Origin of the sequence: Pantoea rodasii, assembly GCF_002095465.1 — a bacterium.
GTDB classification, from domain to species: domain Bacteria; phylum Pseudomonadota; class Gammaproteobacteria; order Enterobacterales; family Enterobacteriaceae; genus Pantoea; species Pantoea rodasii.
The window spans coordinates 1-22,181 of sequence record NZ_MLFP01000027.1 but is presented as its reverse complement, the minus strand read 5'-3'; the positions used below and the strand labels follow the sequence as shown (position 1 = coordinate 22,181).

Below are 22,181 nucleotides of genomic sequence, written 5' to 3'. Positions count from 1 at the left end.
AGGTTAAGGATGCAAAGACGTGATTTTATCTCGGGCGCAATAGCGACATTGTGTGTGTCACGATCGGCTTTTGCTGTGGCAGAGTCAGTAATCAAGCCTGAACTGCAGCGGGTTGCGACGTCACCCTGGCTTGCCAACGGTGTCGCTGTGACAGGCGGAGGGACACTGTTCCTTAACTTCCCGCGTTTTAAGGGACATCTCACGTCTCCCTCACTGGCGCGCGTCACGCCAACGGGATTAGTCCCCTTCCCTGATAATCACTGGAACAAATGGCAACCAGGTGATGAGGGGACTGATAGTTTGGTGAACGTTAACGCCTGCCATCATTTTGGCGATAAGCTGGTTTGGGCTGTTGATCAGGGCGCACCTCAGGGCGAAAAACCTGCCCGGGGCGCGGCTAAGCTTGTGGCATTCGACATCGACTCAGGCAAAACAATGAAAGTTATTCGTTTTGATGAAGCGGCGTTGCCTGAAGGCGGTGCGCCAAACGATCTGCGCATCCATGGTAACTCTGCTTATGTCACTGACTCCGGTCTGGGGGGTATTTTGATACACGACCTGGATACCGGTGTGACGATCAGAAGGTTGTCGGGAAAACCCCTGCTGCGCAAACCTGAGAACATCGCTCAGAAGGGCTATCATGGCCGGATCCTTGCGGATGAAATGGGCAAGCGGCCCGCCGTGCACAGCGACGTTATTGAAGTCAGCCCTGACGGCCAATGGTTTTACTATGCCACCCCAACCGGCCCACTCTATAGAATCCGCACGGCATTTCTGAAAGATACCCGCCTGAGCGATGAGGCACTCGACCGGCAGATTGAAAAAGTGGCGGATATTCCGTCCATTGGCGGCTCAGCAATGGATGCAGCAGGCAATATCTATATTTCTAATGTAGAAAAGCGTTCGGTTGATCAACTCCAGCACGACGGCACGCTTAAAACGCTCATAAAGGATGACAGGCTCATTACACCCGATGCGCTGGTTATTTCTGAAGGCTGGATCTATGTACCCGCTCCGCAGATTGAATATCTGGCAGATAACAACCAGGGTAAGGATGACACGCACGCCCCATGGTCAGTATATCGTTTTCCCTTCACCCCAAAAATACGCGCGCTATGATCTTTAGGCTGGTAAAGGGGCATCCGTTCATGACCAGGTGCGCCTTCCAGCCTTTTCACTCATGACATCATCTGTGCCTGATTGAGTTTTCGCCTTTCCCTTCCAGCTGTGCCTTTGCTGTCAATGAAACTCATCAACACGGAACATCAATCTGACGTCTATGCTTAAAACTTCCAAAAACCTTACAAATTGAGGTGCAATTAGCACCCTTCTTTCCCCCTTATGGAGGCCGGGCATGAGCAACCCACGAAACATTAATCATCATCGTGATATAAAAGAACGTACCGAAGTGCATGGCTTATCAGCATTAGAGCAGAACGCTAATCTCGGTGTGACAAGGCGTACCCCGCTGAAGGTGAGCGCCGACACAGCCACCAGCGCTTCGTCAGAAATTGCTCCAGCTAACAGTTTACTCCCATCCACCTCCTCTCCCGATATGTCTGAAGTGACCCTCAAAGTGAACGGTAAAGTTCGGGAACTCAGGGTGGATACCCGAACCACGCTGCTTGATGCATTGAGGGAGCACCTTCATCTGACAGGGAGCAAAAAGGGGTGCGATCATGGCCAGTGTGGTGCCTGTACCGTCATGGTAAACGGCCGCCGCATCAACTCATGCCTGACGCTCGCCGTGATGCAGCAAAATGCAGAGGTCTCAACTATTGAGGGGCTTGGGACGACTGATAACCTCCACCCGCTGCAGGCGGCCTTTATTAAGCATGATGGCTATCAGTGCGGTTACTGCACGCCGGGGCAGATATGCTCATCGCTGGCCGTATTTCAGGAAATCAAAGCGGGAATACCCAGCCACGTTTCTGAAGACTTGCTGGGTGAACCCGTTTTACATGCTGATGAGGTACGCGAGCGCATGAGTGGCAATATCTGCCGCTGTGGTGCGTACGCCAATATTCTCGCCGCGATTGAAGACTATGCGTGAGGGAAGACTTCATGAAATCCTTCACGTATGAAAAGGTCAGCACGCCGGAAGAAGCGGCCACGAGTGCCCTGCAGCGGCAGGGATCAAAATTTATAGCCGGTGGGACCAACCTGCTGGATCTGATGAAACTGGAGATTGAATCCCCCGCCCATCTGATTGATGTCAATGGCCTGGCGCTGGATACGATTGAACTGACACCGGAAGGGGGCCTGCGTATCGGTGCGCTGGTCCGTAACACGGACCTGGCTGCTGACATGCGGGTGCGACGTGACTATGCCGTGTTAGCCCGAGCCTTACTCGCCGGCGCTTCCGGTCAGCTTCGTAATCAGGCCACTACGGCAGGAAACCTCTTGCAGCGGACCCGGTGTCCATATTTTTACGATACCAACCAGCCCTGTAATAAGCGCCAGCCCGGCAGCGGCTGTGCCGCGCTGGAAGGCTACAGCCGTCAGAATGCGGTTGTGGGTGGCAGTGACGCCTGTATTGCGACTCACCCCAGCGATATGGCTGTGGCGATGCGGCTGCTGGATGCGGTGGTTGAAACCGTCAGCCCGGATGGGCGCGTAAGGGCGATACCCATAGCCGGTTTTTACCGTATGCCAGGAACCCCCCACATTGAAACTGTGTTGAACCCGGGAGAGCTGATTGTCGCTGTTGTCCTTCCTGCACCGTTGGGAGGAAGGCATATCTACCGTAAAGTACGCGACCGGGCTTCCTATGCATTTGCTCTTGTCTCCGTTGCGGCGATTGTGCTGCCTGACGGCAGCGGCCGGATTTCGCTTGGCGGAGTGGCCCACCAGCCTGGCGTAACGCCGCGGCGGACAGCGCATTAGCCGATGGGACACAGCCTGTATATGAAAATCTGTTCAGTGATGCCCACCCCACTCCGGCTAATCAGTTCAAACTTACGCTGGCCAGGCGCACTATCGCTTCAGTCCTGTCAGAAGGGAGGGGAAATTCATGAAATTTGATAAGCCAGCCGGTTCCAATCCCGTTGATAAGCTCAGATACGTAGGCCGCCCATTTGATCGCATCGATGGCCCGATGAAAACCACCGGCAGCGCGCCCTACGCTTATGAATGGCATGATGAGGCGCCCGATGTGGCCTACGGCTACGTGGTTGCAAGCCCGATAGCCCGAGGAAAACTGATATCTGTGGATGTTGAAGCGGCTGAATGTGCGCCGGGCGTTCTGACTATCGTAACGGCCAGAAATGCCGGAAAGCTTGGAAAGGGAGATATGAATACCGCCTCGCTTCTCGCGGAATACCGGATTGAGCACTATCATCAGGCTGTCGCTCTGGTCGTGGCCGAAACCTTTGAGCAGGCGCGATCCGCCGCTCAGCTTGTCGGAGTGCACGTCGAGCGCGAAAAGGGTGCCTTCAGTCTCGAAAAGGAAAAAACGACGGTCACCACTGCCCCAGAGGATACGCCAGATAAAATAATCGGTGATCCGGACCATGCCTTCAGCCAGGCCGCCTTCCAGCATGATGCCCTTTACACCACGCCGGACCAAAGTCATATGGCCATGGAGCCGCACGCGTCTATGGCTGTCTGGGATAAAGGCGCAGTGACGGTCTGGACATCAAATCAGATGATCAACTGGTGCAGAACCGATCTCGCTAAAACACTCAACCTTCCGCTGGAAAAGGTCAGGATCATCTCCCCTTATATAGGTGGTGGCTTTGGCGGAAAACTGTTCCTGCGCAGTGATGCGTTGTTAGCAGCGCTTGGCGCCCGTGCTATAAAAAGGCCGGTAAAGGTCATGCTTCCGAGACCGATGATCCCAAATAACACCACTCACCGTCCTGCAACGTATCAGCAGATTCGTATAGGTACGGACAACGCCGGTCATATCACCGCAATTTCTCACACCAGCTGGTCAGGTAATCTGCCGGATGGCACCCCAGAAACGGCTGTTCAGCAAACTGAGCTACTCTACGCAGGTGCAAATCGCCTGACCGCTCTGCGACTGGCAAAACTGGATCTGCCCGAGGGCAATGCAATGCGTGCGCCAGGTGAGGCCCCCGGCTTGATGGCACTTGAAATTGCCATTGATGAGATAGCCGAGAAAACCGGTTTGGACCCTGTCGAGTTCCGTATCCTCAATGACACACAGGTCGATCCTGCCGATCCCGGTCGCCCTTTTTCACGGCGTCAGCTGGTGGAATGCCTGCGTACCGGCGCTGAAGCATTCGGATGGGAACGCCGGAACCCTGTTCCGGCCCGGACGCGTGAAGGGAGCTGGCTGGTGGGTATGGGCGTTGCTGCAGGCTTTCGTAACAATCTTGTGGCGCCCTCCGGTGCACGCGTCCATCTGAATGCACAAGGCATCGTCACTGTTGAAACTGACATGACAGACATTGGTACCGGCAGCTATACCATCATTGCACAGACTGCTGCTGAAATGCTGGGCGTTCCGATGGAGAGAGTTATCGTCAGGCTGGGAGACTCCGATTTCCCGGTTTCTGCCGGATCGGGCGGCCAGTGGGGGGCGAATACCTCAACGGCTGGCGTTTATGCAGCCTGCGTAAAGCTGCGGGAACGGGTAGCAGCTGAACTCCGCTTTAGCCATGAGGACGCTGAGTTTGTTGACGGAGAAATTCGGGCTAACGGCCGCAGCGCAAAGATTGAGACAGCTGCGGCCGGGCAGACCTTAACCGCTGAGGATACTATTGAGTTTGGCGATCTCGACCAGCAGTTCCAGCAATCGACTTTCGCGGGGCATTTCGTAGAAGTGGGAGTTGATGCTGATACGGGTGAAGTACGGGTACGACGCATGCTGGCGGTGTGTGCTGCAGGCAGAATTCTCAATCCTAAAACGGCGCGCAGCCAGGTGATTGGCGCGATGACGATGGGGCTGGGGGGTGCGCTGATGGAAGAGCTGGCAGTAGATACGCGCTTAGGCTTTTTTGTTAATCATGATATGGCGGGGTATGAGGTGCCGGTGCATGCTGACATTCCGGAACAGGAGGTCATTTTTCTGGAAGATACCGATCCTGTTTCCTCGCCGATGAAAGCCAAAGGCGTGGGTGAACTGGGTCTGTGTGGCGTCGGGGCCGCAATTGCGAACGCCGTCTATAACGCCACGGGCGTCAGAGTAAGAGACTACCCGGTCACGCTGGATAAGTTACTTTCAGGCTTGCCTGAGACTGCCTGATGGCTTTGCCTTTCACCCGCTCATTGCAGCGGGTGGAGGGTTCAGAAGATTTTCTACTTACTCCTGTCTTAAACTTACAGATCCTTTGAGGAAAAACGTAGCAGGTCCTCATAAGTGTCGATGTCCGTTAAACATCCCCTGTCATGTAAACTCACGGTGGTCAGAGAAACGGAGCTGAGTAGCCCGCGCGCACCTGTGTCACCGCGTAATGCTATAAGTTGCGGATAAAGTGCCCGGCTAAACCCTACGGGATGGCCAATTATCCCATCAACATCCGCACGCGCCATGGCCGAGACCTGCAGTCCTTTACTTACGGCCTGGAAACTGGAGGGTGAGATAAAAGGCATGTCCCCTAAAGCTATCAGCCATCCATCATAATCCGGCACAGCTCTGACCGAGGCTGCAATGGAATCGCTTAAGCCCTCGCTGGTGTATTTCAGCAAGGATGGGCTCGGCAGAAGCTGATGCAGCTGTTCATCTTCCGGACGTGTCAATACGAACACATCCATACCCGATGCCCTGGCGTTGTCAAAGGCATGCTGCAGCACGGCTTTTCCGTTAAGCATCGCATTGAGCTTATTGCCATGGCCGGTTTCCCTGAATCGGCGGCTCAGCCCCGCAGCCATAATCAGTATTGCTGTGTTCACAGGGAAATGGTCCTTTCATCTTCCTCAGTCACTGGATATGTACGGGTGCTGCTGGCCGCTAATCCGTTCTTGTGTCGGACAATATCCGCCATCACGGATAACGCGATTTCGGCCGGCGTTTTGCTGCCAATATCCATTCCTACCGGCGCGTGTATTCTCGGAAGTTGTTCAGGGGAGACATCACCAAATGTGATCAGTCTTTCCAGCCGCTTCTGACTGTTGATTCGTGAGCCCATCGCTCCGATGTAAAAGGCCGGCAATCTGACAGCTTCCATCAGAGCCAGATCGTCAATGCGAGGATCGTGAGTCAGTGACAAAATGGCTGTTGCGGCATGACAGCCTTCCAGTTCCAGGTACTTAGCGGGAAACTGTTTTATCAGTCTGACACCTTCGCTGAGTAGGGGGGCGTGTGAGATGAATGTTTCTTCACGGTGCTCACAGACAATTGTTTCATAACCTAGCGTCACGCCAAAGTTGGCACAGAATACGGCAACGCTTGATAGGCCACATATCACCAGTCTTGGCGGTGCAGCGAGTGTCATCGTAATCCCGCCGTCTTCAATTCGGGCATGAGTCTGACAGGCGTAATCAATGGCTGTCAGCGCATCACATGGATAAGGCAGCGTCACGCGTTTAGCCAATGCAGTCGCATTACGGAATGCTTCATACATCTGCAAAAAATAGCTGCTGCTCTTGTCACCAGCCTCGAGTCGCTCTACCAGAATGCCCAGACTGCCGCCACAGGGCAGTGACACATCGGGCGTATGCCCACCATCGCCGTAGCGAATCAACTGGCTTGCTGCCTGAAATTCATTTTGTCTGGCACGTCGGATGAAATTCTCTTCCACGCACCCGCCCGAAAGCGAACCCATGTGAAGCCCGTCAGAACGAAGAACCATCATGGCACCGGGTGGCCGGGGTGATGAACCGTAGGTTTTGATTACCGTACACAACCAGATTTCATGAGTCTGTGCCCACTCAAGCCCAGCTTTCAGCACCTGTAAATCCAGACTTTGCATCTTTTCTCCGCCCTACATAGAAGTTCACGATGTCTGGCAAGTTAACAGGAGGGGATGTGCCCCTGATAAGTTTAAGGGCTTAGTGTAGTACAGTCTTAAGCAGTTCATTATTATCAGGCCGTTGTTTAACCCGCCAAAACGTGGGAAGCGCGGCCGGCGCCCCCCTGGATATTCTGGCGTTACGATTTTCGCTTAACCTAAGGTGGTGAAAGTGGAGTGCCCACAGGCCTATGTTGAACTCAAAATTCAAGGTTAGTTACTTAAGGAACGCAGGTCGCTCCATTAGAGAATCCATGTTTATTCATGTATTTCGTCAGACGTTCAACGTGATGTTCGGCAGTCGCCAGTCCAACATAGCCATCCGGCCTGATCAGGTATGCTGCACCTTGTTTGAATCCCTTTAACGCGAATGCATTCTGCCAGGCGTATACGTGTATCTCTACTCCATGAAGTTCACACCAGCCGACAAGTCCAGTTTCAGGCAAGCCATACACATGCAGCTGCCAGCCGATTTTATCCATAAAGTCATAGTTGGACATCCCATTTCCTGGAGCAAATGGCAGACGGTCCCCGGAACTGACAGTCCCCGCTCTGCCTTCACTCAAAGGACTTTCAGCATAATTCATTGAGGTTTGCGATATGAGTCGGAACAGAGAATTTCGTACACTCTCGAACTGATAGGCCCTACTCGCAACAGAGGGTGCTATGTGATTACGAACAAAATCTGCAAGTCGTCCTTCAGCGGTAACAAAGGTAAAAACGCGGTCTGTTGTTTTTACCAGTTTAAGTGCAAATGCCTTTCTCTCATTTTCATAACTATCGAGTAAAGCTTCCGGAGCATTTGCTTTAAGCACCGACGTTAATTTCCATGCAAGGTTGATAGCATCCGCAATGCCGGTATTCATCCCCTGCCCGCCCGCAGGACTGTGTACATGTGCTGCATCACCCAGCAGAAAGCTACGGCCCCGACGAAAATAGTTAGTGACCCGGTGATGCACTTTATAGGTAGAAAACCAGCTTACGTTAGAGATATTGAGCCCTAATCCCCTAATAGCTCTCTTGCTTACATCGTCGAAGGAACGCGCTCTGTCGTCATCATCTTCGCTCTCTACTGTACCTATCAATCGATAACGCTGATCAAGTCCGTAAGGCATTACCAAGACAAAGTCTGACTTATCAAATGCAATATGCCCTTCATCGGCTGAAGAGACACCGTTTGCTTCCACGTCTGCAACATAGAAGATGTGATTGTAGGTACCACCGGAAAAATCACTGCCAATTTGATGACGTACCGGGGAGTGTGCGCCATCACAGCCAGCGATAAAAGCAGCACGAGAACTTTCAATCTTCCCATCGGGCATCCTTAGGGTGGCGACGATATGGTCTTCGTTTTCCTCAAACGACAGAAACTCCGTCTGCCGCTCAACTTCAATCCCTGCTTTCAGTAATCTGGCGACCAGTATCTTTTCATGCTGATCCTGCGGCAAGACAAGTACAAAAGGATATGGCGAGATATCGGCTCCAGCATCGGCAAGCGGAATATTCGCTTTACGCTGCCCTTCCGCCCACATGTTCATTGCCGGCATCTTATAACCCGCAGCAATGATTTCGTCAGCCAGATTTAACTGGCGATAGAGCTCAAGCGTACGGGCCTGTACCGCCATCGCGCGTGATGTTTCACCCGGTCCATGGCTTTTATCAATGATGCGCACATTCACACCCTGGTGAGTTAACCAAAGTGCAAGCACCAGGCCGGTGGGCCCGGCACCAATAATCAAAACGTCGAAGTTGTTCATTGGCCTGTCCAAATGTATTTGAATGGTTGAACTTGATTGATACTATGTCTCCTGGCGCGGTTGCGAGGAAAACAGGACTCACCGCCAGTTCTTCATCTCAGCTTGCTGGCTGATTAACGTTAGAATCGTATAACAGCAAAATCTCACAGTTTGTGTGTCCGGCCTGAGATCTGTGGTGTTATTAAAAAAAGCATAGGGCCATTCCAGACACTCAAGCCTAAAGGTACATGTAGGCTAATTGTCCGATATCTCTCGCAGGAGGTTTTATTGATATTAATAGTTAGCAGAGGAGGTTTGACGGACCGGGAGGTAAGTATTCTCTTGGAGGTATTGATTTGAACCAAATGACGTTGAATTCGCCATAAGTGATTAAGCTAGCCTGGCTTTCCATACAGGCGTTAGCAATGTCCTTCTGGACAAGGATATCGTGGAACTTTGTAAGCGTCCTACCCTCTTCGTTTTAATTGATGGCTGTGGATTTTCCGCGAGAGGCAGGGTTTCAGGAAACGTTAATCCCCCGCTGCTAACCGCTTGTTTACGTCTTCAACTATGTTTTTTTGGAGGATTAATTGTGGAAGTGTTAGCCCTCCAGACTCTCTTTTAATGAGAGTGTGAAAGCGTCTGCTGAAGCGTTTAGATCCCGTCATTTCGTTTTAAACCGTCTAACTGGAATGTTGAGGATAAGCATCTCATCTTCGCATCAACGCCTGACCACCTCCCTCCCCTGCCTGTCTATGCTTATCGTAAACTCACGACATTGGATTAGTCACGCATGTAATGGGGGCATAACATCTTTGTCATTTCGGTAGCGTTTTTCATCCACCTTAAAATCATCATAATGTGGTGTTATCAAAGGATTTTTTCGACTTTTTCAGGCTGAAAATCACCAAAGAATTTAAGTTATCATGACCTGCTCCCCGTTGATAAGTACACCGCGATGTTAGTAATGTCTTCATAAGCCACATGAGGACATCCCCATGAAGAAGCGTTTTTCCGACGAACAGATTATCAGTATTCTCCGCGAGGCCGAAGCCGGAGTTTCTGCCCGCGAGCTCTGCCGCAAGCATGCTATTTTCGATGCCACGTTCTACACCTGGCGTAAAAAGTATGGCGGCATGGAGGTGCCCGAGATCAAGCACCTGAATTCGCTTTAGGAAGAGAACGCACGACTCAAGAAGCTGCTGGCCGAAGCCATAATGGATAAGGAGGCGCTTCAGGTGGCCCTGAGCCGAAAGAACTGACGACAGACCAGAAGCTGGAAGCCGTGGTGTTGATTGTGCTGCGACCGGTCTGTCGCAACGTCGTGCATGCAGGCTTACAGGTTTGTCCCTGTCGACCTGCCGTTACGAAGCGCAGCGTCCGGGATCGGATGCGCATTTTTCCGGGCGCATCACCGAACTGGCACTGGAACGCAGGCGTTTTGGTTACCACCGCATCTGGCAGCTGCTGCGCCGCGAAGGGCTTCATGTTAATCACAAGCAGGTTTACCGGCTCTACCATCTGAGTGGACTCGGAATAAAACGCAGACGTCGTCGTAAAGGGCTGACAACAGAACTTCTGCCACTGCTCCGCCCGGCGGCGCCGAATCTGACTTGGTAGATGGATTTTGTCATGGATGCGCTGGCCATCGGTCGCAGGATCAAGTGCCTGACCTGCGTGGATTACTTCACGAAGGAGTACCTGACGGTCACCGTTGCCTTCGGGATTTCAGGCGTGCAGGTCACGCGTATTCTGGACAGCATTGAGCTGTTTCGCGGCTATCCGGCTACGATAAGAACCGATCAGGGGATGGAGTTTACCTGCCGTGCGCTCGAACAATGGGACTTCGAGCATGGCGTGGAGCTGCGGCTTATTCAGCCCGGCAAGCCGATAAAGAACGGATTTATTGAGAGTTTGAACGGGCGATTTCGCGATGAATGCCTGAATGAACACCGGTTCAGCGACGTCAGCCATGCCAGGAAAACCATCAGTGAATGGCGTCAGGATTATAACGAGTGCCGCCCGCACTCCACTCTGAATTATCAGCCGCCGTCTGAATTCGCGGCGGGCTGGAGAAAGGGTAATTCTGAAAGTGAAGGATCCGACATTACTAAATGAGCGTTGTATCTAATCCTTGGGGCAGCTCAGTCATGCAGCATCATGCTAAGAATCATAGAATCAGTGTTGCTAGAGGTTAATGTGCTATCCAGGTAAGATGTTGTTGCGGCGCTTATCTGAGCCTTATAAGCTCATTCAAATCTCCTTAAGGGTGAAATCAGTGTCCTGTGAAAAATCATGAAAAGCGTGTTGGGCTCTGAAAATTTATCCCCTTCCTGCAGCAAATAATCCTGCGTGGGTAATCCCTTGTAGTTCCTGACTTATCTTTGAAGTCTTACCTATGTCGAAAATTGAATGGGTCGAGTGGCTGAAAATCTCACTAAAACTGTGAATGTTAACCAACCAGAAACCACTCCAACCAATTGAAATAATTCAGTTTTATTTAAATTTTCAGACTGAAAATCACCATGCAGCCTGGAAATCACGAGTTGATTAGTCGAATACTCGTTAAGCCTGTAGTTTATGAGCTGAAATTGCTTCTTTAGGATAGCTTTTAGACTCGGTTAGTGAATGATAACTTTTTCTTTCTTAAGTCGTTGGGATAAATTGCTGATGCCATTAATACGTTTAATGATTTTGATAATGCTCCCTGCAATATTCATTGAAGCTTCTTACTCAGATGTTCTTTAATTATTCTTCGTTTAAAGCATACACTCCGCTACCATCTAAATTTAAGAAAATTTGCTCTTAAAAACTCTCCCGCTTAAAACATATTTATTCAGAAGAATTTAAATCAGCATGATGGGGTTGAGTTAGCGATGATGCCCTGTGCAGAGATATTTGTATTTGATGAACGTAGCTATCCAGGTATTCTTAGCCAGAAATTATAGTACATATGTGTTCAGCATTTGTGCCTAGATAGAAATGTCATTCTCAATTTACCAAACCCAGATTGGGGTGAGCTTTGGTTGAAATGAATAGTGCATTTGCTTTTGAAAAATACCGAATGCGCATTTATGAAATCTTTGACGAGAGGTAAGAAACAAACGAACTTTGCTAGTGGGGAAATTTTGTCGTAGGGAACTAACGAATTTACGATTCCTGAATGATGTCATTAAGAATAATCATGAAAAACCTCACCATTACATCCATCATGAAATCTTCATAACGTGATGTTTTATATGATATTAATCCGTTTTTTCAGGCTGAAAAACACCAAGGGCTATCGTCAGGGGCAAAGTGTTTATCAAGGTCTAGTGCATTCATCGCTCTTCCGGCTAGCGCTCATCTCCTTAATTTAAAAGTATCTTTCATATCAGACGGTGCGGATTAACTTTTATTTATCGAGAAGTGACGTGAGTAGGAGAGGGGAGGGGAGGGGAGGGGAGGGGAGGGGGGATATTTTAGAATTTAAGGGAGTCAGAAAAATTAACACTACAATGCATACATCAAATTACTCTGATGCACTCCTAAGCAACCAACTTATGCTACGACAAAATGGAGAAATTATCTGGGCGAGTATTAACAGGGCTGAATAGCAGATATTAACTTTAAGTGTGAGATACTATATCGGATGGATGCACCGTTAACGTATTTATCCCGAATACCTGTTAATTTGAAGCCGGGTCATGTAGGGTAGGATAAAATCGTTAATTATGGTGCAAAAGCTTTGATAGATTTTTAAACAACAATTTTTTGTGTAACTCTATGTTTTAGAAGCAAATTATTAATATAATCATAACAAACATCAAAATCATTAAAAATCCACTTTTGTTGAATTTCACCAAAAAACTGGCATGCGGCACCTTTTTTAGTACAATGAATCAAATCATTATTATTGAGGTGCTTATGAAGCGTGATTACGGTGACGTGTTTGACATCGCCAACCGTGCGAATGGCATGCTGATCGGACTGAGCAGCCACATCGAGCAACAGCGTCAGGAATTCAATCAGCAGGGCTATTACCATACTTTTACCCGTAACGGCGTCGCCAACTTACCGCTGCTCAGTAAACATGCAGTTGCAGCAGCGATCGGTGAGATGGAAGGGGCAGGGTATACGTTCGGCAGAAAGCAGACTGGCAGCACTTCTCAATATGCGATGAGCATTCAAAATGTTGTTGATATCTATAAGCATCGTAAAGTGCCTAAGTATCGCGACAAGCATAAAGAGCCCTTCGTAGTATTCGTAGTGAATCTTAAAGGCGGCGTGTCCAAGACGGTAACCACGGTGACACTGGCGCATGGTTTACGCGCACACCCAGGACTTCTCCATAACGATTTGCGCATTCTGGTCATTGATCTTGACCCTCAGGCCTCAAGCACCATGTTCCTGAGCCATACCAATAGCGTGGGGTCGGTCCTGGAAACTGCCGCTCAGGCCATGCTAAATGACGTCAGCACCGAGCAGCTGCGTGAACAATTCGTTAAGCCAACCGTTATGCCCGGTGTCGACGTTATGCCTGGATCTATCGACGATGGTTTTGTCGCGAGCGACTGGGATGCACTGGTCAGCGAAAACCTGCCGGGTGTAGCGCCTTCAGAGGTCCTGCGCCGCAACGTCATCGATCGTCTTGCTGAAGATTACGACTTCATTTTCATCGACACCGGTCCTCACCTCGACGCATTTATGCTCAACGCGATTGCCGCGAGTGACCTGCTGTTAACGCCAACGCCTCCGGCTCAGGTTGATTTCCACTCCACCATGAAATACCTGACGCGATTGCCGGAAATGCTGGAACGCATTGAAAATGAAGGGATCGAGCCAAGACTGAAAGCGAACATCGGGTTCATGTCGAAGATGACGACGAAACACGATCACATTACCTCTCACAGCTATGCACGCGAAGTGTTTACGAAATCGATGCTGGACGCGGTATTACCGCGCCTGGACGGTTTTGAGCGCTGTGGTGAGTCGTTTGATACCGTCATCAGCGCTAACCCGACGTCTTATCCAGGCAGTGCTGATGCGCTCAGAAAGGCGAAGCAGGAAGCAGAGAATTTTTCGCGCGCCGTTTTTGATCGTATTGAATATATCAGGAGTACCAAGTGACCGAACCAAAATCACTCAAAAGAATTGGCCGCACTATGGGTCAGTCCCAGATGTCGAGCTTTATCAACAGCGGCAATCAGTCACGGGTGTTTACCCTGAAGTCCGGTAATACGGCCACATTCAGCCGTCAGTTGATCCCGAGTGGGGAAGTGGCGGCAAAAACATTTGTTGATGCCAAGGTCAACGGGCGTGACCAGTCAGCGCTGACGGAAGAGTCTGTAAAAGACATTACACGAACCATAGAGCTGCAGCAGTTCTTCCCGGCGATTGGCCGCCTGGTTGATGATCGCATCGAAATCATGGATGGTTCTCGTCGTCGTGCAGCCTGCCTGTTCGCTGGCACCGGTTTTGAAGTTCTGGTGACCGAGGATGAAATTGATATCAGCGATGCACGCCAGTTAGCCGCAGATATCCAGACCGCAAAGGAACATAACCTTCGCGAGCTGGGACAACGTTTCCTGCTGATGGAAGCGCAGGGCATGAACAAAACTGAAATTGCTAAGGCTGAAGGGATTTCGAATGCCAAAGTTACCCGTGCTTTTCAGGCAGCATGGGTACCCGCAGAAATTATCGAGTTATTCCCGGTGGTTTCAGATCTGAGCATACCGGATTATAAGCTGCTGCTGGACGTGGCTGAGGAAGCCAAAGCGGAGGGCGTTTCCGTCAGTGATATCGTTGTTCAGGTAAAGAGTCGCATTGATGAAGATCCTGCACTGCTTAATCTGAATTCAGACGAGCAGAAAACCAAAATCCTTTCATTTTTCTCGACTGCGAAAAAGCAGCTGGTTAAGCCTGCCAAAAACAAAAGCGTGCTGACGGAAAAATTTGGTTCCTTCTCGGATCGAGCAGCTTACGCCAAGCGCAAAACCCATGCCGAAAAAAGGCATGTTCAGTATGAGTTTCATCGCTTATCCGCGGCGGTCCTTGAAGAGATCGACATGGCGATCAAATCCATCGTTGAAAAGTCAAAGTAAGCTTTAATTCTTAAATGACGTGAGATTCCTAACTAAGACGCGACTAAAACCGCGTCTTTTTTCGTGAAGTCTGCGCATTCCTGTCTGCATCAAATCATTAAGTCCCTAAATCTTCTTGGAATGGTAGGATCTGGATTCATATACCCCTGAATCTTGCATGAGTGCCACGTAGCGCGGTTAAAGACACAAACCCTAACCAAGTCCATTCGAAAATCCACGGTTTAAAACGGCTCTTCTGGGGCATCCAGAGTGGGTCAAGAGCCAACTCTGGATTAGACGCTAGCTAAACGCCTGATTGGGGGTTAGGAGCCGTTTAATAACGAGGCGAGTTATCCCCTGATACAGATGATGAATTTTAACGAATCAGATGAAGAAAAAGGGCGCTCCCTTGCACCAGTTCATGAGAATGAGTATCAGCGCACTGATTTTTATCCCCTTTATCCACAGGCTAGATCCAATAATTAGATCATTATGAGATCCCATTGAGATCAAATAAGATCCCCGCACGCTGTATCCCTTGCTATCTCTGGCCTGAGAAGGGATCACTAACCGCTATAAGGAGTAAAGTATCCGCTGTAATGAGTAAAACATCCGATGAAAACAGTTAAACAACCGATGAAGACAGTAACTGATAACCGCTATAGGTAGCAGGACGAGGATCAACCTGTGAGTAACTGATTTGCCTGTGAATAAGTTTTAAGCGTAGATGGTTGTAGTTTTATTCAACCAAGCAACAAGGGGCAGCCTTAATCCTTTCTCAGCGTCATTTTTATCCCCATTATTCACTGCTTAGATCAAATAACAGATCAATATAGAGATCCTTTAAGTTCCTGACAGATCCCCGATCGTCCTCAGGCCAGAACTGACAGGGGCTTAGGGTACATCGATAACCGCTGTAGAGAGTAGGTTAACCGCTATAGAGAGCAAATTAACCTTTATAGAGAGTAGTCTAACCGATGAAGTGAGTGCTAGTATCCGCTATAGAGAGTAAACGTGATATGTAACTGTGTATAAATCGGATCCTCAAAAATGCTGGAAAATGATTTAGAAAACAACAAGATAGTTGACGCCTTTTCGGAAACTGATAAACGAACAGGTGAACTTGTTGTCCTCACGCCTAACAGAGATAACACGGTTCAGCCTGTCGCATTGATGAGGCTCGGTCTTTTCGTTCCTACGTTGAAGTCCACAAACAATCGAAAGAACGACACCACCGCCGTTACGGATGTGACGAACGAGCTCAAGCTGCTTTCGATCGTCAAATCTGAGGGTTATGAGAAGATCAGGATCATTGGCCAGCGGCTGGACATGGATAATGACTTCAAAACCTGGGTCGGTATTATTCATGCCTTTGCTAAGTACAATGTCACAAACGATAAAGTGACGTTGCCTTTCGTTGAGTTCGTCAAACTTTGCGGTATACCTTCTTCACGTTCCTCCGCTAAGCTGCGTGAGCGCCTGGAAGCTTCACTTATCCGCATTGCGTCTAATACCATTCAGTTCGGTACCGCTGACAAAGATGAGCTGTACGTGACGCACCTTGTACAATCCGCAAAATACAGTGTCAAAAAAGACACCGTCGAGCTCCAAGCTGACCCTAAACTCTTTGAACTCTATCAGTTTGACAGAAAGGTGCTGCTCCAGCTGCGGGCTATCAATGCTCTGGCGCGTAAAGAGTCCGCACAGGCCCTGTATACGTTTATCGAGAGTCTGCCCTCCAATCCGGCGCCTATCTCCATGGCGCGCCTTAGACAGCGTCTGAACCTGACTTCACGGCCTATCACGCAAAACGCTACCGTGAGGCGGGCAATGGAGCAGCTGAAGGATATTGGTTATCTCGATTACAACGAGGTCAAAAGAGGGAATGTGGTGTATTTCCACATCCACTATCGTCGTCCAAAGCTAAAACCTGCCGACTTGCCTCTCAAGTTGCCTGAAATCTTGGAAGATGAACTTGATTTGGAGGAGGGGATGGATGCCGAAGAGATACCGGAGCAGCAGGGTGAAATGGTCATGTTGTCCAAGGCCGAGCTGAAAATCCTCGAAAAAATCCGCAAAGGCAAAGCGAAGTAATTACCGTAGTGCCCAATCATTTCAACAACCGCTATAGAGAGTGATGCTCTCTATAGCGGTTACTGCATTCGAGTTTCTTCGATCAACTAACTGCCAGACTCCGCTTATCTTGCCCGCAGGATCCTCACGCCCTACGTTTGCTGTCGGGATTACTCACTATAGTGGTTAGTGATAAAGCGTGACGTTATCACTTTTTCATTCAAGACATTTGCAGCCTTAATGCCTAACAGCCTCCTAAAAGTACTAAAATAATTTTAATTCAATTATTTAGGCGATAAATAACCGCTATATAGAGTAAGGTTTGCTCTCTATAGCGGTTAGTATTAACTAAGACCTATTGCACGCCGCTGAGGTTAAGGTCATGCGTTATAAATCATTATTATCATAAAGTTGTACGTCTTAACCTGAAGGGGGCTCGCTCTCATCACTTGAAATGGCACTTCTCTCTATAGCGGTTATGCGTTCGAAGGCGGCCACCTTCTGATCCTCGAAGAACCGCCCGTAGCCAGACACGATTAAGCCCTCATTCCTATAACCGCTATGGAGAGAAGACTTACTCTCTATAGTGGTTGGCTGAAATCCCTTATTATTAGTTAATGACAGTGCTACCAAGGGTTTGAGGGCCAATTCCCTCAGGAAAATGCACCTCATAAAGCGGATAAACAACCACTAAAGAGAGCTGTTACTCTCTATAGTGGATACGAAATGATAATTTAATGCGATAAAGGATCTTCAATTCGTATTGAGGGATCCTTTTGTGCTTGAATCCTTTAGCTGATAACCACTATGAAGAGTAAAACTATCCACTATAGAGAGCAGTTACTCACTACAGTGGTTAGCAGTACACCATCCCCCCCTAGCGCTTACTAACCTGCTAAGCACTGCTGCTATTGATGTTAGTGTTTGCTAACATCAAAATTTCTGCGATGAAAGCTAGATTGGTTGCTTGACTATCCATTATTGAACAAAACGGGTTTCTACTCTCTATAGTGGATAGGAACCACGTAAATGAAAAAGTGGATCCCGGGCTGTTAAATGCTAAACAGCGTTTTTGGCAAGATCGACTCAGTGTTGCGTTTAACAGTTCAGTGGGGAGTTAAGAAGTTTGGTGAGACGTTTGGCGTACCACCAGCAGTATGCGAGTTTGGACCAGGGAGGGCTTTCGCCTGCAAGCGCATTTTACAGACTTTAGCGATGTCGGCTTATGGGCTTCATACAAAGGGTCAGCCAAGAGATTCCGCTATCCCCGTGTAATCAGTAATAGTGAACCCTGAAGCCACCCGGCTTATCGAAAATGGGATCTTTGACTTCGCAGTTTACAGTACGCGCGCTTTTGGTATGTCATCCCAACAGGTAGTCCAAGAGGGGCTGAGCATTTCCCGTTTCATTTTCCACTCAGTGCTAATCCCCTGACCCGCGAACCACAAATTCCCCAGTCCAGACCGATTTATACCGTCTAACACCTTCATCAGTTCTGAACTCTTAGCCCTGGGTTGCATGTCGTCAAAGAAGGTAAGCTGACTGACACTATTGGGCGTGAAATCATCTAATGAGATGCCAGCTTTCATGTAACGACGGCCTTCAAGCCAGATACGATCCAGTGAACGCATGGCCACCTGAATGATGTCACGCGTATCCTGAGTGGGCACTGAAAGTTTCTCGCCTGCGCTGTTTCCATAAAACACTTCGTTGACAGCATGCGGCGAGGTTCTGATACATACCCAGATATGTCGGCAAAACTGCTGCTCGCCACGGAGTTTTTCCGCTGCTCGTGTAGCGTACTGGCAAAGTGCCTGTTGCATCGCTTCCTTTGACGTTATCCGTTCACCAAAGCTACGGCTACACACAATCTGCTGTTTAGCCGGCGGCAGCTCCTCAAGTGGAATACACGACTCACCATTGAGTTCCCTGACTGTACGCTCCAGCACCACCGAAAAATTGCTGCGTATAGATTTCGGATTTGCCTGTGACAACTGAAGGGCATTTTTAATACCCATCAGGTTTAGCCGTTTTCCAATTCTTCTGCCAACGCCCCAAACCTCTTCGACTGGCTGATAGCTCAGGAGGGTGGCGGTGCGCTTCAAATTGCCCGGGGTTAAAGCAAGCACCCCCCGAAACTGCTTCCATTCCTTACTCGCCCACTGGGCGGACTTTGCCAGCGTTTTGCTCGGCCCCATGCCGACGCCAACGGTTAGTCCCGTGAAGTTGAAGACATGCGTTCTGAGGCGACGTCCAAAATGCTCAAAGTCTTCACAACCATCGATTCCGGTCAGGTCAAGAAACATCTCGTCAATACTGTACTGCTCAACCCGGGGCGTAATTTCCTCCAGAGCAGTCATCACTCTCTGGCTGAGATTATGGTTTATGTGGAATGGAATATCACTAATTGTAATGGGCGGAGAAGACGATAATAATTATTTCAGGCAAACATAAAGATGCGGTGTTACTGATGTTGCATGATTATAATTGCGCACAGAATAGTACTGATAACGCCTGCCATTGGCATAAAAGCAAAAAGACCAGTTGACAAGACGCCGCCCCTGGCTGCTGCGGCCAGGGTAGCTGACAGAGCGCATTCCGCTCCTGTTCCGGGCTAAGAGTCCTCACCCTCATGTGAATAACCCACAACAACCTCAAGTGCACAGCGAAGAATGTCGAGCCTGACTACGTCAGTGGTACTTTCCAGCTCTGCTATCAGGCAGAGTATGACATCCTTACGCAGCACGCGGTCTCCGTTAAGCTTCAGGCGATGAATCACCTCGCCGATAATTTCTGACTCTCCGGCCAGCTGGTCGCCATGCTGTTTAAGCACACTGAGAATTTGATCTTCGGTTTTATTCTTATGCATAAGCCATGATCCGATACAGACACCACTCAGGGCCCGACGAAATCAGACTGCACTCTGGCGGCCAAAAAGCAGGCCGATCAGTATGCGGTAGTGCTGCTCTTCCTCCGCGCTGGCGGCCATTTCCAGGCGACGTACAAGCTTTGCGCACAGGGCGGGGCGGTTTAAGGCGGTACCGCTGCGCAGAATTTCAATCACAATCTGCCCCAGCGATTCCTCCTGCGTGGGAACCTGAACGTCAGAGAAGTACAGAGCGATATCTTCTGCGGTATAGGGGGCAGGGCCTTTGTGGCGCATTCAGCGTCCTTGATTAAGGGGTGTTTAAAATATGAACGGGTAATATTGCGCGGAAGGTATATAAAAAAGGAACCCTGTATAGTGATTTATCGGATGCGGAACGATATTCCGGTATCAAAAAACGCTAGCTCATGATTGATAAGCAATTATTCAGGTCAGTTATTTTCAGGCGTGATTTCGGAAATGTGAAGTTTTAACCCAGATCTCCGGCCGGTAGGCGCAAAGCGAGCCCGGCATGAAGCCGTTTTTTCATCGTGTCGCGGTATGCTCCTGGTCATGTCATCGGCCTTTTACCCTACCCGTCATCCAGTCCAGCTCAGCCTGCTCGCGACTGCTGTACTTCCGGAACCCCTGTAGCCAGCGCCTGGCGTCAAAGATTTCCTCCAGCCTGCCGTCGCTGACGTCACCCTCCGCCATCCCGCCCAGTTCCTTTATCAGGGACTCCACCGTGATATCCAGACCGGCGGCCGCCAGTCTGACCGCAGCCTCGCCGATAATGATATGGCCTTTCTCATCGTCGTGATAAAACACAGTACAACCTCCGCCCCGGGAAAGTGACAGTCTCACTGCAACTGTAGCCCCGGATGAGGTTTTAACCAGAACACTTATCTGAATTTTCGTCCCGGTATAAGATTTTGAATTAACAGCAGGCGAAACGGATCCGAAAAAAAGGATATCAGCGGTCATGACAGGGTAGACATCAGAGCCGGTGTATTCTGACGTCAGTCTGCTTCTGACCGTTAGCGAACCTGCTGCTCAGGCGGTTTACCACACGCACGCCGTATTCACCGCGGCTCCTCATAAACCTCAATACGGATGATCATGAGCGGCTCACCGCGGCTTCCGGTGGTGTGATGCCTCTCAGCCGCGCGGATTAACGGGCTGCGGGACTCCAGCAGGTCAGCCAGCTCGCGAAGCCTGTCAGCCAGACAGGAAGGTGATACGGGCTGGTACGAAGGGGGTAAGGCTCGGGCCATATATGCTTATCCTCGTGGGCTATTGCTTTCCTTTGTATCTTCGGCCGGAATGCATTTTTCCTGAGCGCTGCAGGACGTTTTATTTTTTCCGGAGCGGACCGTGCCCCCGCGTCAAAAGCTTGCCTGCTCTGGCCCGGGGCGGACGGCCCGGATCTGAAGCCCGCATCACAGGCTGGCAAAAAACCGCAACCCTCTTGCCAATTTTTTCGGTGGCATGATGTCCGGGCGTGCAGGCATCAGTCCGATGAGCATGCAGCATGATCTTATGCGCTAACCTGATTTAACGTGATTAGATCCATTTAATTTATGACCAGGAATTTTGCCATCAAAATTCCCGTTTATTTAACGCAAATATAATCAGGTATTTTAAGCAACTTTTCAGGGACACCTTTTTTACGCAATCATAACGAAAATAAATAACGCACCGTGAGAAAACAGGTCTATTATGACCGTGTTATTAAAATAATATAAAATCACAGTAGTTTTTCACCCGGGGGTTATATGGTTCACATTGATTTGTGCACCCGTGAAGGCGTGATGAAGGCTTATGCTTTCCGGACGCCAGAGCAGGCTTTAAGTATGATAGATAAGATAAAGGATGATGATTTTCAGTGGTTTAATCTTGACTGGGAGGGCAGGAAGTTCACCTGCCCGAAAAAGTTTATTAAAAGAATGACAAGCTGGTCTTATATTAAAATGATGCGGGGGTTCCTGTAACCTACCTTTTGTTAACAATCCGGAAATAAATTAAATCACGCAGGGATGCGTATTATCTTAATATCCGAATCGTTTCGGTCCCTCTGAAAAGCCACCTCGCGGCAGACGTCACTTTTCCGCCGAGAGGTCAGCGCCCGGCCGTCCGGATATGGCGGTAACGGCGCAATAAGAAAAAGACGCCCCTCATCACATACATCGGAGACTTTACGGGTGTGTGTGCCTCACCCGCCTGATGCCGGATGTCCGTGTCACAGGTCTCACAGTGGCTGATAAAATAATAACGATCCTCCGTGGTCAGAGGTGCACAGCAGCGCCGGCAGCGTACGGGACCCATGGCGTTTGTTTCTCCGCTTAACCTGCTGTATCCCCGCAGTGGTTTAAGCAAAGACCGCCGCTGCCGTTAAGGCAACCGGGCGCGCGTGAATAAGAGGATTCCTGGCGGTGCGGGCCGCGATCACCGGAGGGCGGGGCTTATTGGCAGCGCGCGGGCAGCGCGTCAGCCCAGAGTCGCAGGCTGGCGGCAGAAAAATGCAGGG

The 22,181-nt window shown here is 49.7% G+C and carries 13 protein-coding genes and 3 pseudogenes; 9 read left to right on the top strand and 7 right to left on the bottom strand.

The window, feature by feature from the left end; all coding sequences use genetic code 11:
* Positions 1–9: 9 nt before the first annotated feature.
* The 4 genes and pseudogenes from HA45_RS21605 to paoC all read left to right on the top strand — a co-directional run bounded on the left by HA45_RS21605 (position 10) and on the right by paoC (position 5,212).
* The gene (locus HA45_RS21605) at positions 10–1,119 is read left to right on the top strand and encodes an SMP-30/gluconolactonase/LRE family protein (RefSeq protein ID WP_157811645.1); all 1,110 of its coding nucleotides are present in this window, start codon (positions 10–12) and stop codon (positions 1,117–1,119) included.
* A 235-nt stretch (positions 1,120–1,354) separates the two neighbouring features.
* On the top strand, positions 1,355–2,053 hold the full coding sequence (paoA, locus tag HA45_RS21600) for an aldehyde dehydrogenase iron-sulfur subunit PaoA (RefSeq protein ID WP_100702959.1): 699 nt from the start codon (positions 1,355–1,357) through the stop codon (positions 2,051–2,053).
* An 11-nt stretch (positions 2,054–2,064) separates the two neighbouring features.
* Positions 2,065–3,017, top strand: a pseudogene (locus HA45_RS21595) (FAD binding domain-containing protein).
* A complete protein-coding gene (gene paoC / locus HA45_RS21590) occupies positions 3,014–5,212 on the top strand; it encodes an aldehyde oxidoreductase molybdenum-binding subunit PaoC (protein ID WP_100702961.1) in 2,199 nt (732 codons plus the stop codon). Before HA45_RS21595 ends, paoC begins: the two are co-directional and overlap by 4 nt.
* 74 nt (positions 5,213–5,286) lie before the next feature.
* On the opposite strand, the gene HA45_RS21585 is transcribed toward paoC, so the two are convergent.
* The 3 genes from HA45_RS21585 to HA45_RS21575 form a co-directional block, all read right to left on the bottom strand.
* A complete protein-coding gene (locus HA45_RS21585) occupies positions 5,287–5,859 on the bottom strand; it encodes a nucleotidyltransferase family protein (protein WP_240629253.1) in 573 nt (190 codons plus the stop codon).
* On the bottom strand, positions 5,856–6,878 hold the full coding sequence (locus HA45_RS21580) for an XdhC family protein (RefSeq protein WP_100702962.1): 1,023 nt from the start codon (positions 6,876–6,878) through the stop codon (positions 5,856–5,858). The genes HA45_RS21585 and HA45_RS21580 overlap by 4 nt, the downstream gene beginning before the upstream one ends.
* A gap of 260 nt (positions 6,879–7,138) precedes the next feature.
* On the bottom strand, positions 7,139–8,674 hold the full coding sequence (locus HA45_RS21575) for an FAD-dependent oxidoreductase (RefSeq protein ID WP_100702963.1): 1,536 nt from the start codon (positions 8,672–8,674) through the stop codon (positions 7,139–7,141).
* Between the two features lie 977 nt (positions 8,675–9,651).
* Between HA45_RS21575 and HA45_RS21570 the strand changes: the two are divergent.
* The 4 genes and pseudogenes from HA45_RS21570 (at position 9,652) to HA45_RS21555 (ending at position 16,809) form a co-directional block, all read left to right on the top strand.
* Positions 9,652–10,771, top strand: a pseudogene (locus HA45_RS21570) (IS3 family transposase).
* 1,788 nt (positions 10,772–12,559) lie between these two features.
* Positions 12,560–13,762, top strand: coding sequence for an AAA family ATPase (locus tag HA45_RS21565; RefSeq protein ID WP_100703072.1), 1,203 nt, complete (start codon positions 12,560–12,562; stop codon positions 13,760–13,762).
* A gap of 35 nt (positions 13,763–13,797) precedes the next feature.
* Entirely contained in the window at positions 13,798–14,736 is a 939-nt protein-coding gene (locus HA45_RS21560) for a ParB family protein (RefSeq protein ID WP_100703073.1), read from the top strand.
* Positions 14,737–15,765: 1,029 nt separating this feature from the next.
* A complete protein-coding gene (locus HA45_RS21555) occupies positions 15,766–16,809 on the top strand; it encodes a RepB family plasmid replication initiator protein (protein WP_100702964.1) in 1,044 nt (347 codons plus the stop codon).
* A gap of 1,316 nt (positions 16,810–18,125) precedes the next feature.
* On the opposite strand, the pseudogene umuC reads toward HA45_RS21555, so the two are convergent.
* The 4 genes and pseudogenes from umuC to HA45_RS21535 form a co-directional block, all read right to left on the bottom strand.
* Positions 18,126–19,169 (bottom strand): annotated as a pseudogene (gene umuC, locus HA45_RS21550) (translesion error-prone DNA polymerase V subunit UmuC); the annotation flags it as partial.
* 233 nt (positions 19,170–19,402) lie between these two features.
* Positions 19,403–19,657: a biofilm development regulator YmgB/AriR family protein gene (locus tag HA45_RS21545; RefSeq protein WP_100702966.1), complete on the bottom strand. Its 255-nt coding sequence runs from the start codon at positions 19,655–19,657 to the stop codon at positions 19,403–19,405.
* A 42-nt stretch (positions 19,658–19,699) separates the two neighbouring features.
* Positions 19,700–19,951: a regulatory protein YcgZ gene (gene ycgZ, locus HA45_RS21540; protein WP_100702967.1), complete on the bottom strand. Its 252-nt coding sequence runs from the start codon at positions 19,949–19,951 to the stop codon at positions 19,700–19,702.
* A 279-nt stretch (positions 19,952–20,230) separates the two neighbouring features.
* Positions 20,231–20,482, bottom strand: coding sequence for a hypothetical protein (locus HA45_RS21535; protein ID WP_100702968.1), 252 nt, complete (start codon positions 20,480–20,482; stop codon positions 20,231–20,233).
* A 947-nt stretch (positions 20,483–21,429) separates the two neighbouring features.
* On the opposite strand from HA45_RS21535, the gene HA45_RS21525 reads away from it, so the two are divergent.
* Positions 21,430–21,645, top strand: a complete 216-nt coding sequence (locus HA45_RS21525; protein ID WP_100702970.1) for a hypothetical protein — start codon at positions 21,430–21,432, stop codon at positions 21,643–21,645.
* Positions 21,646–22,181: the final 536 nt, after the last annotated feature.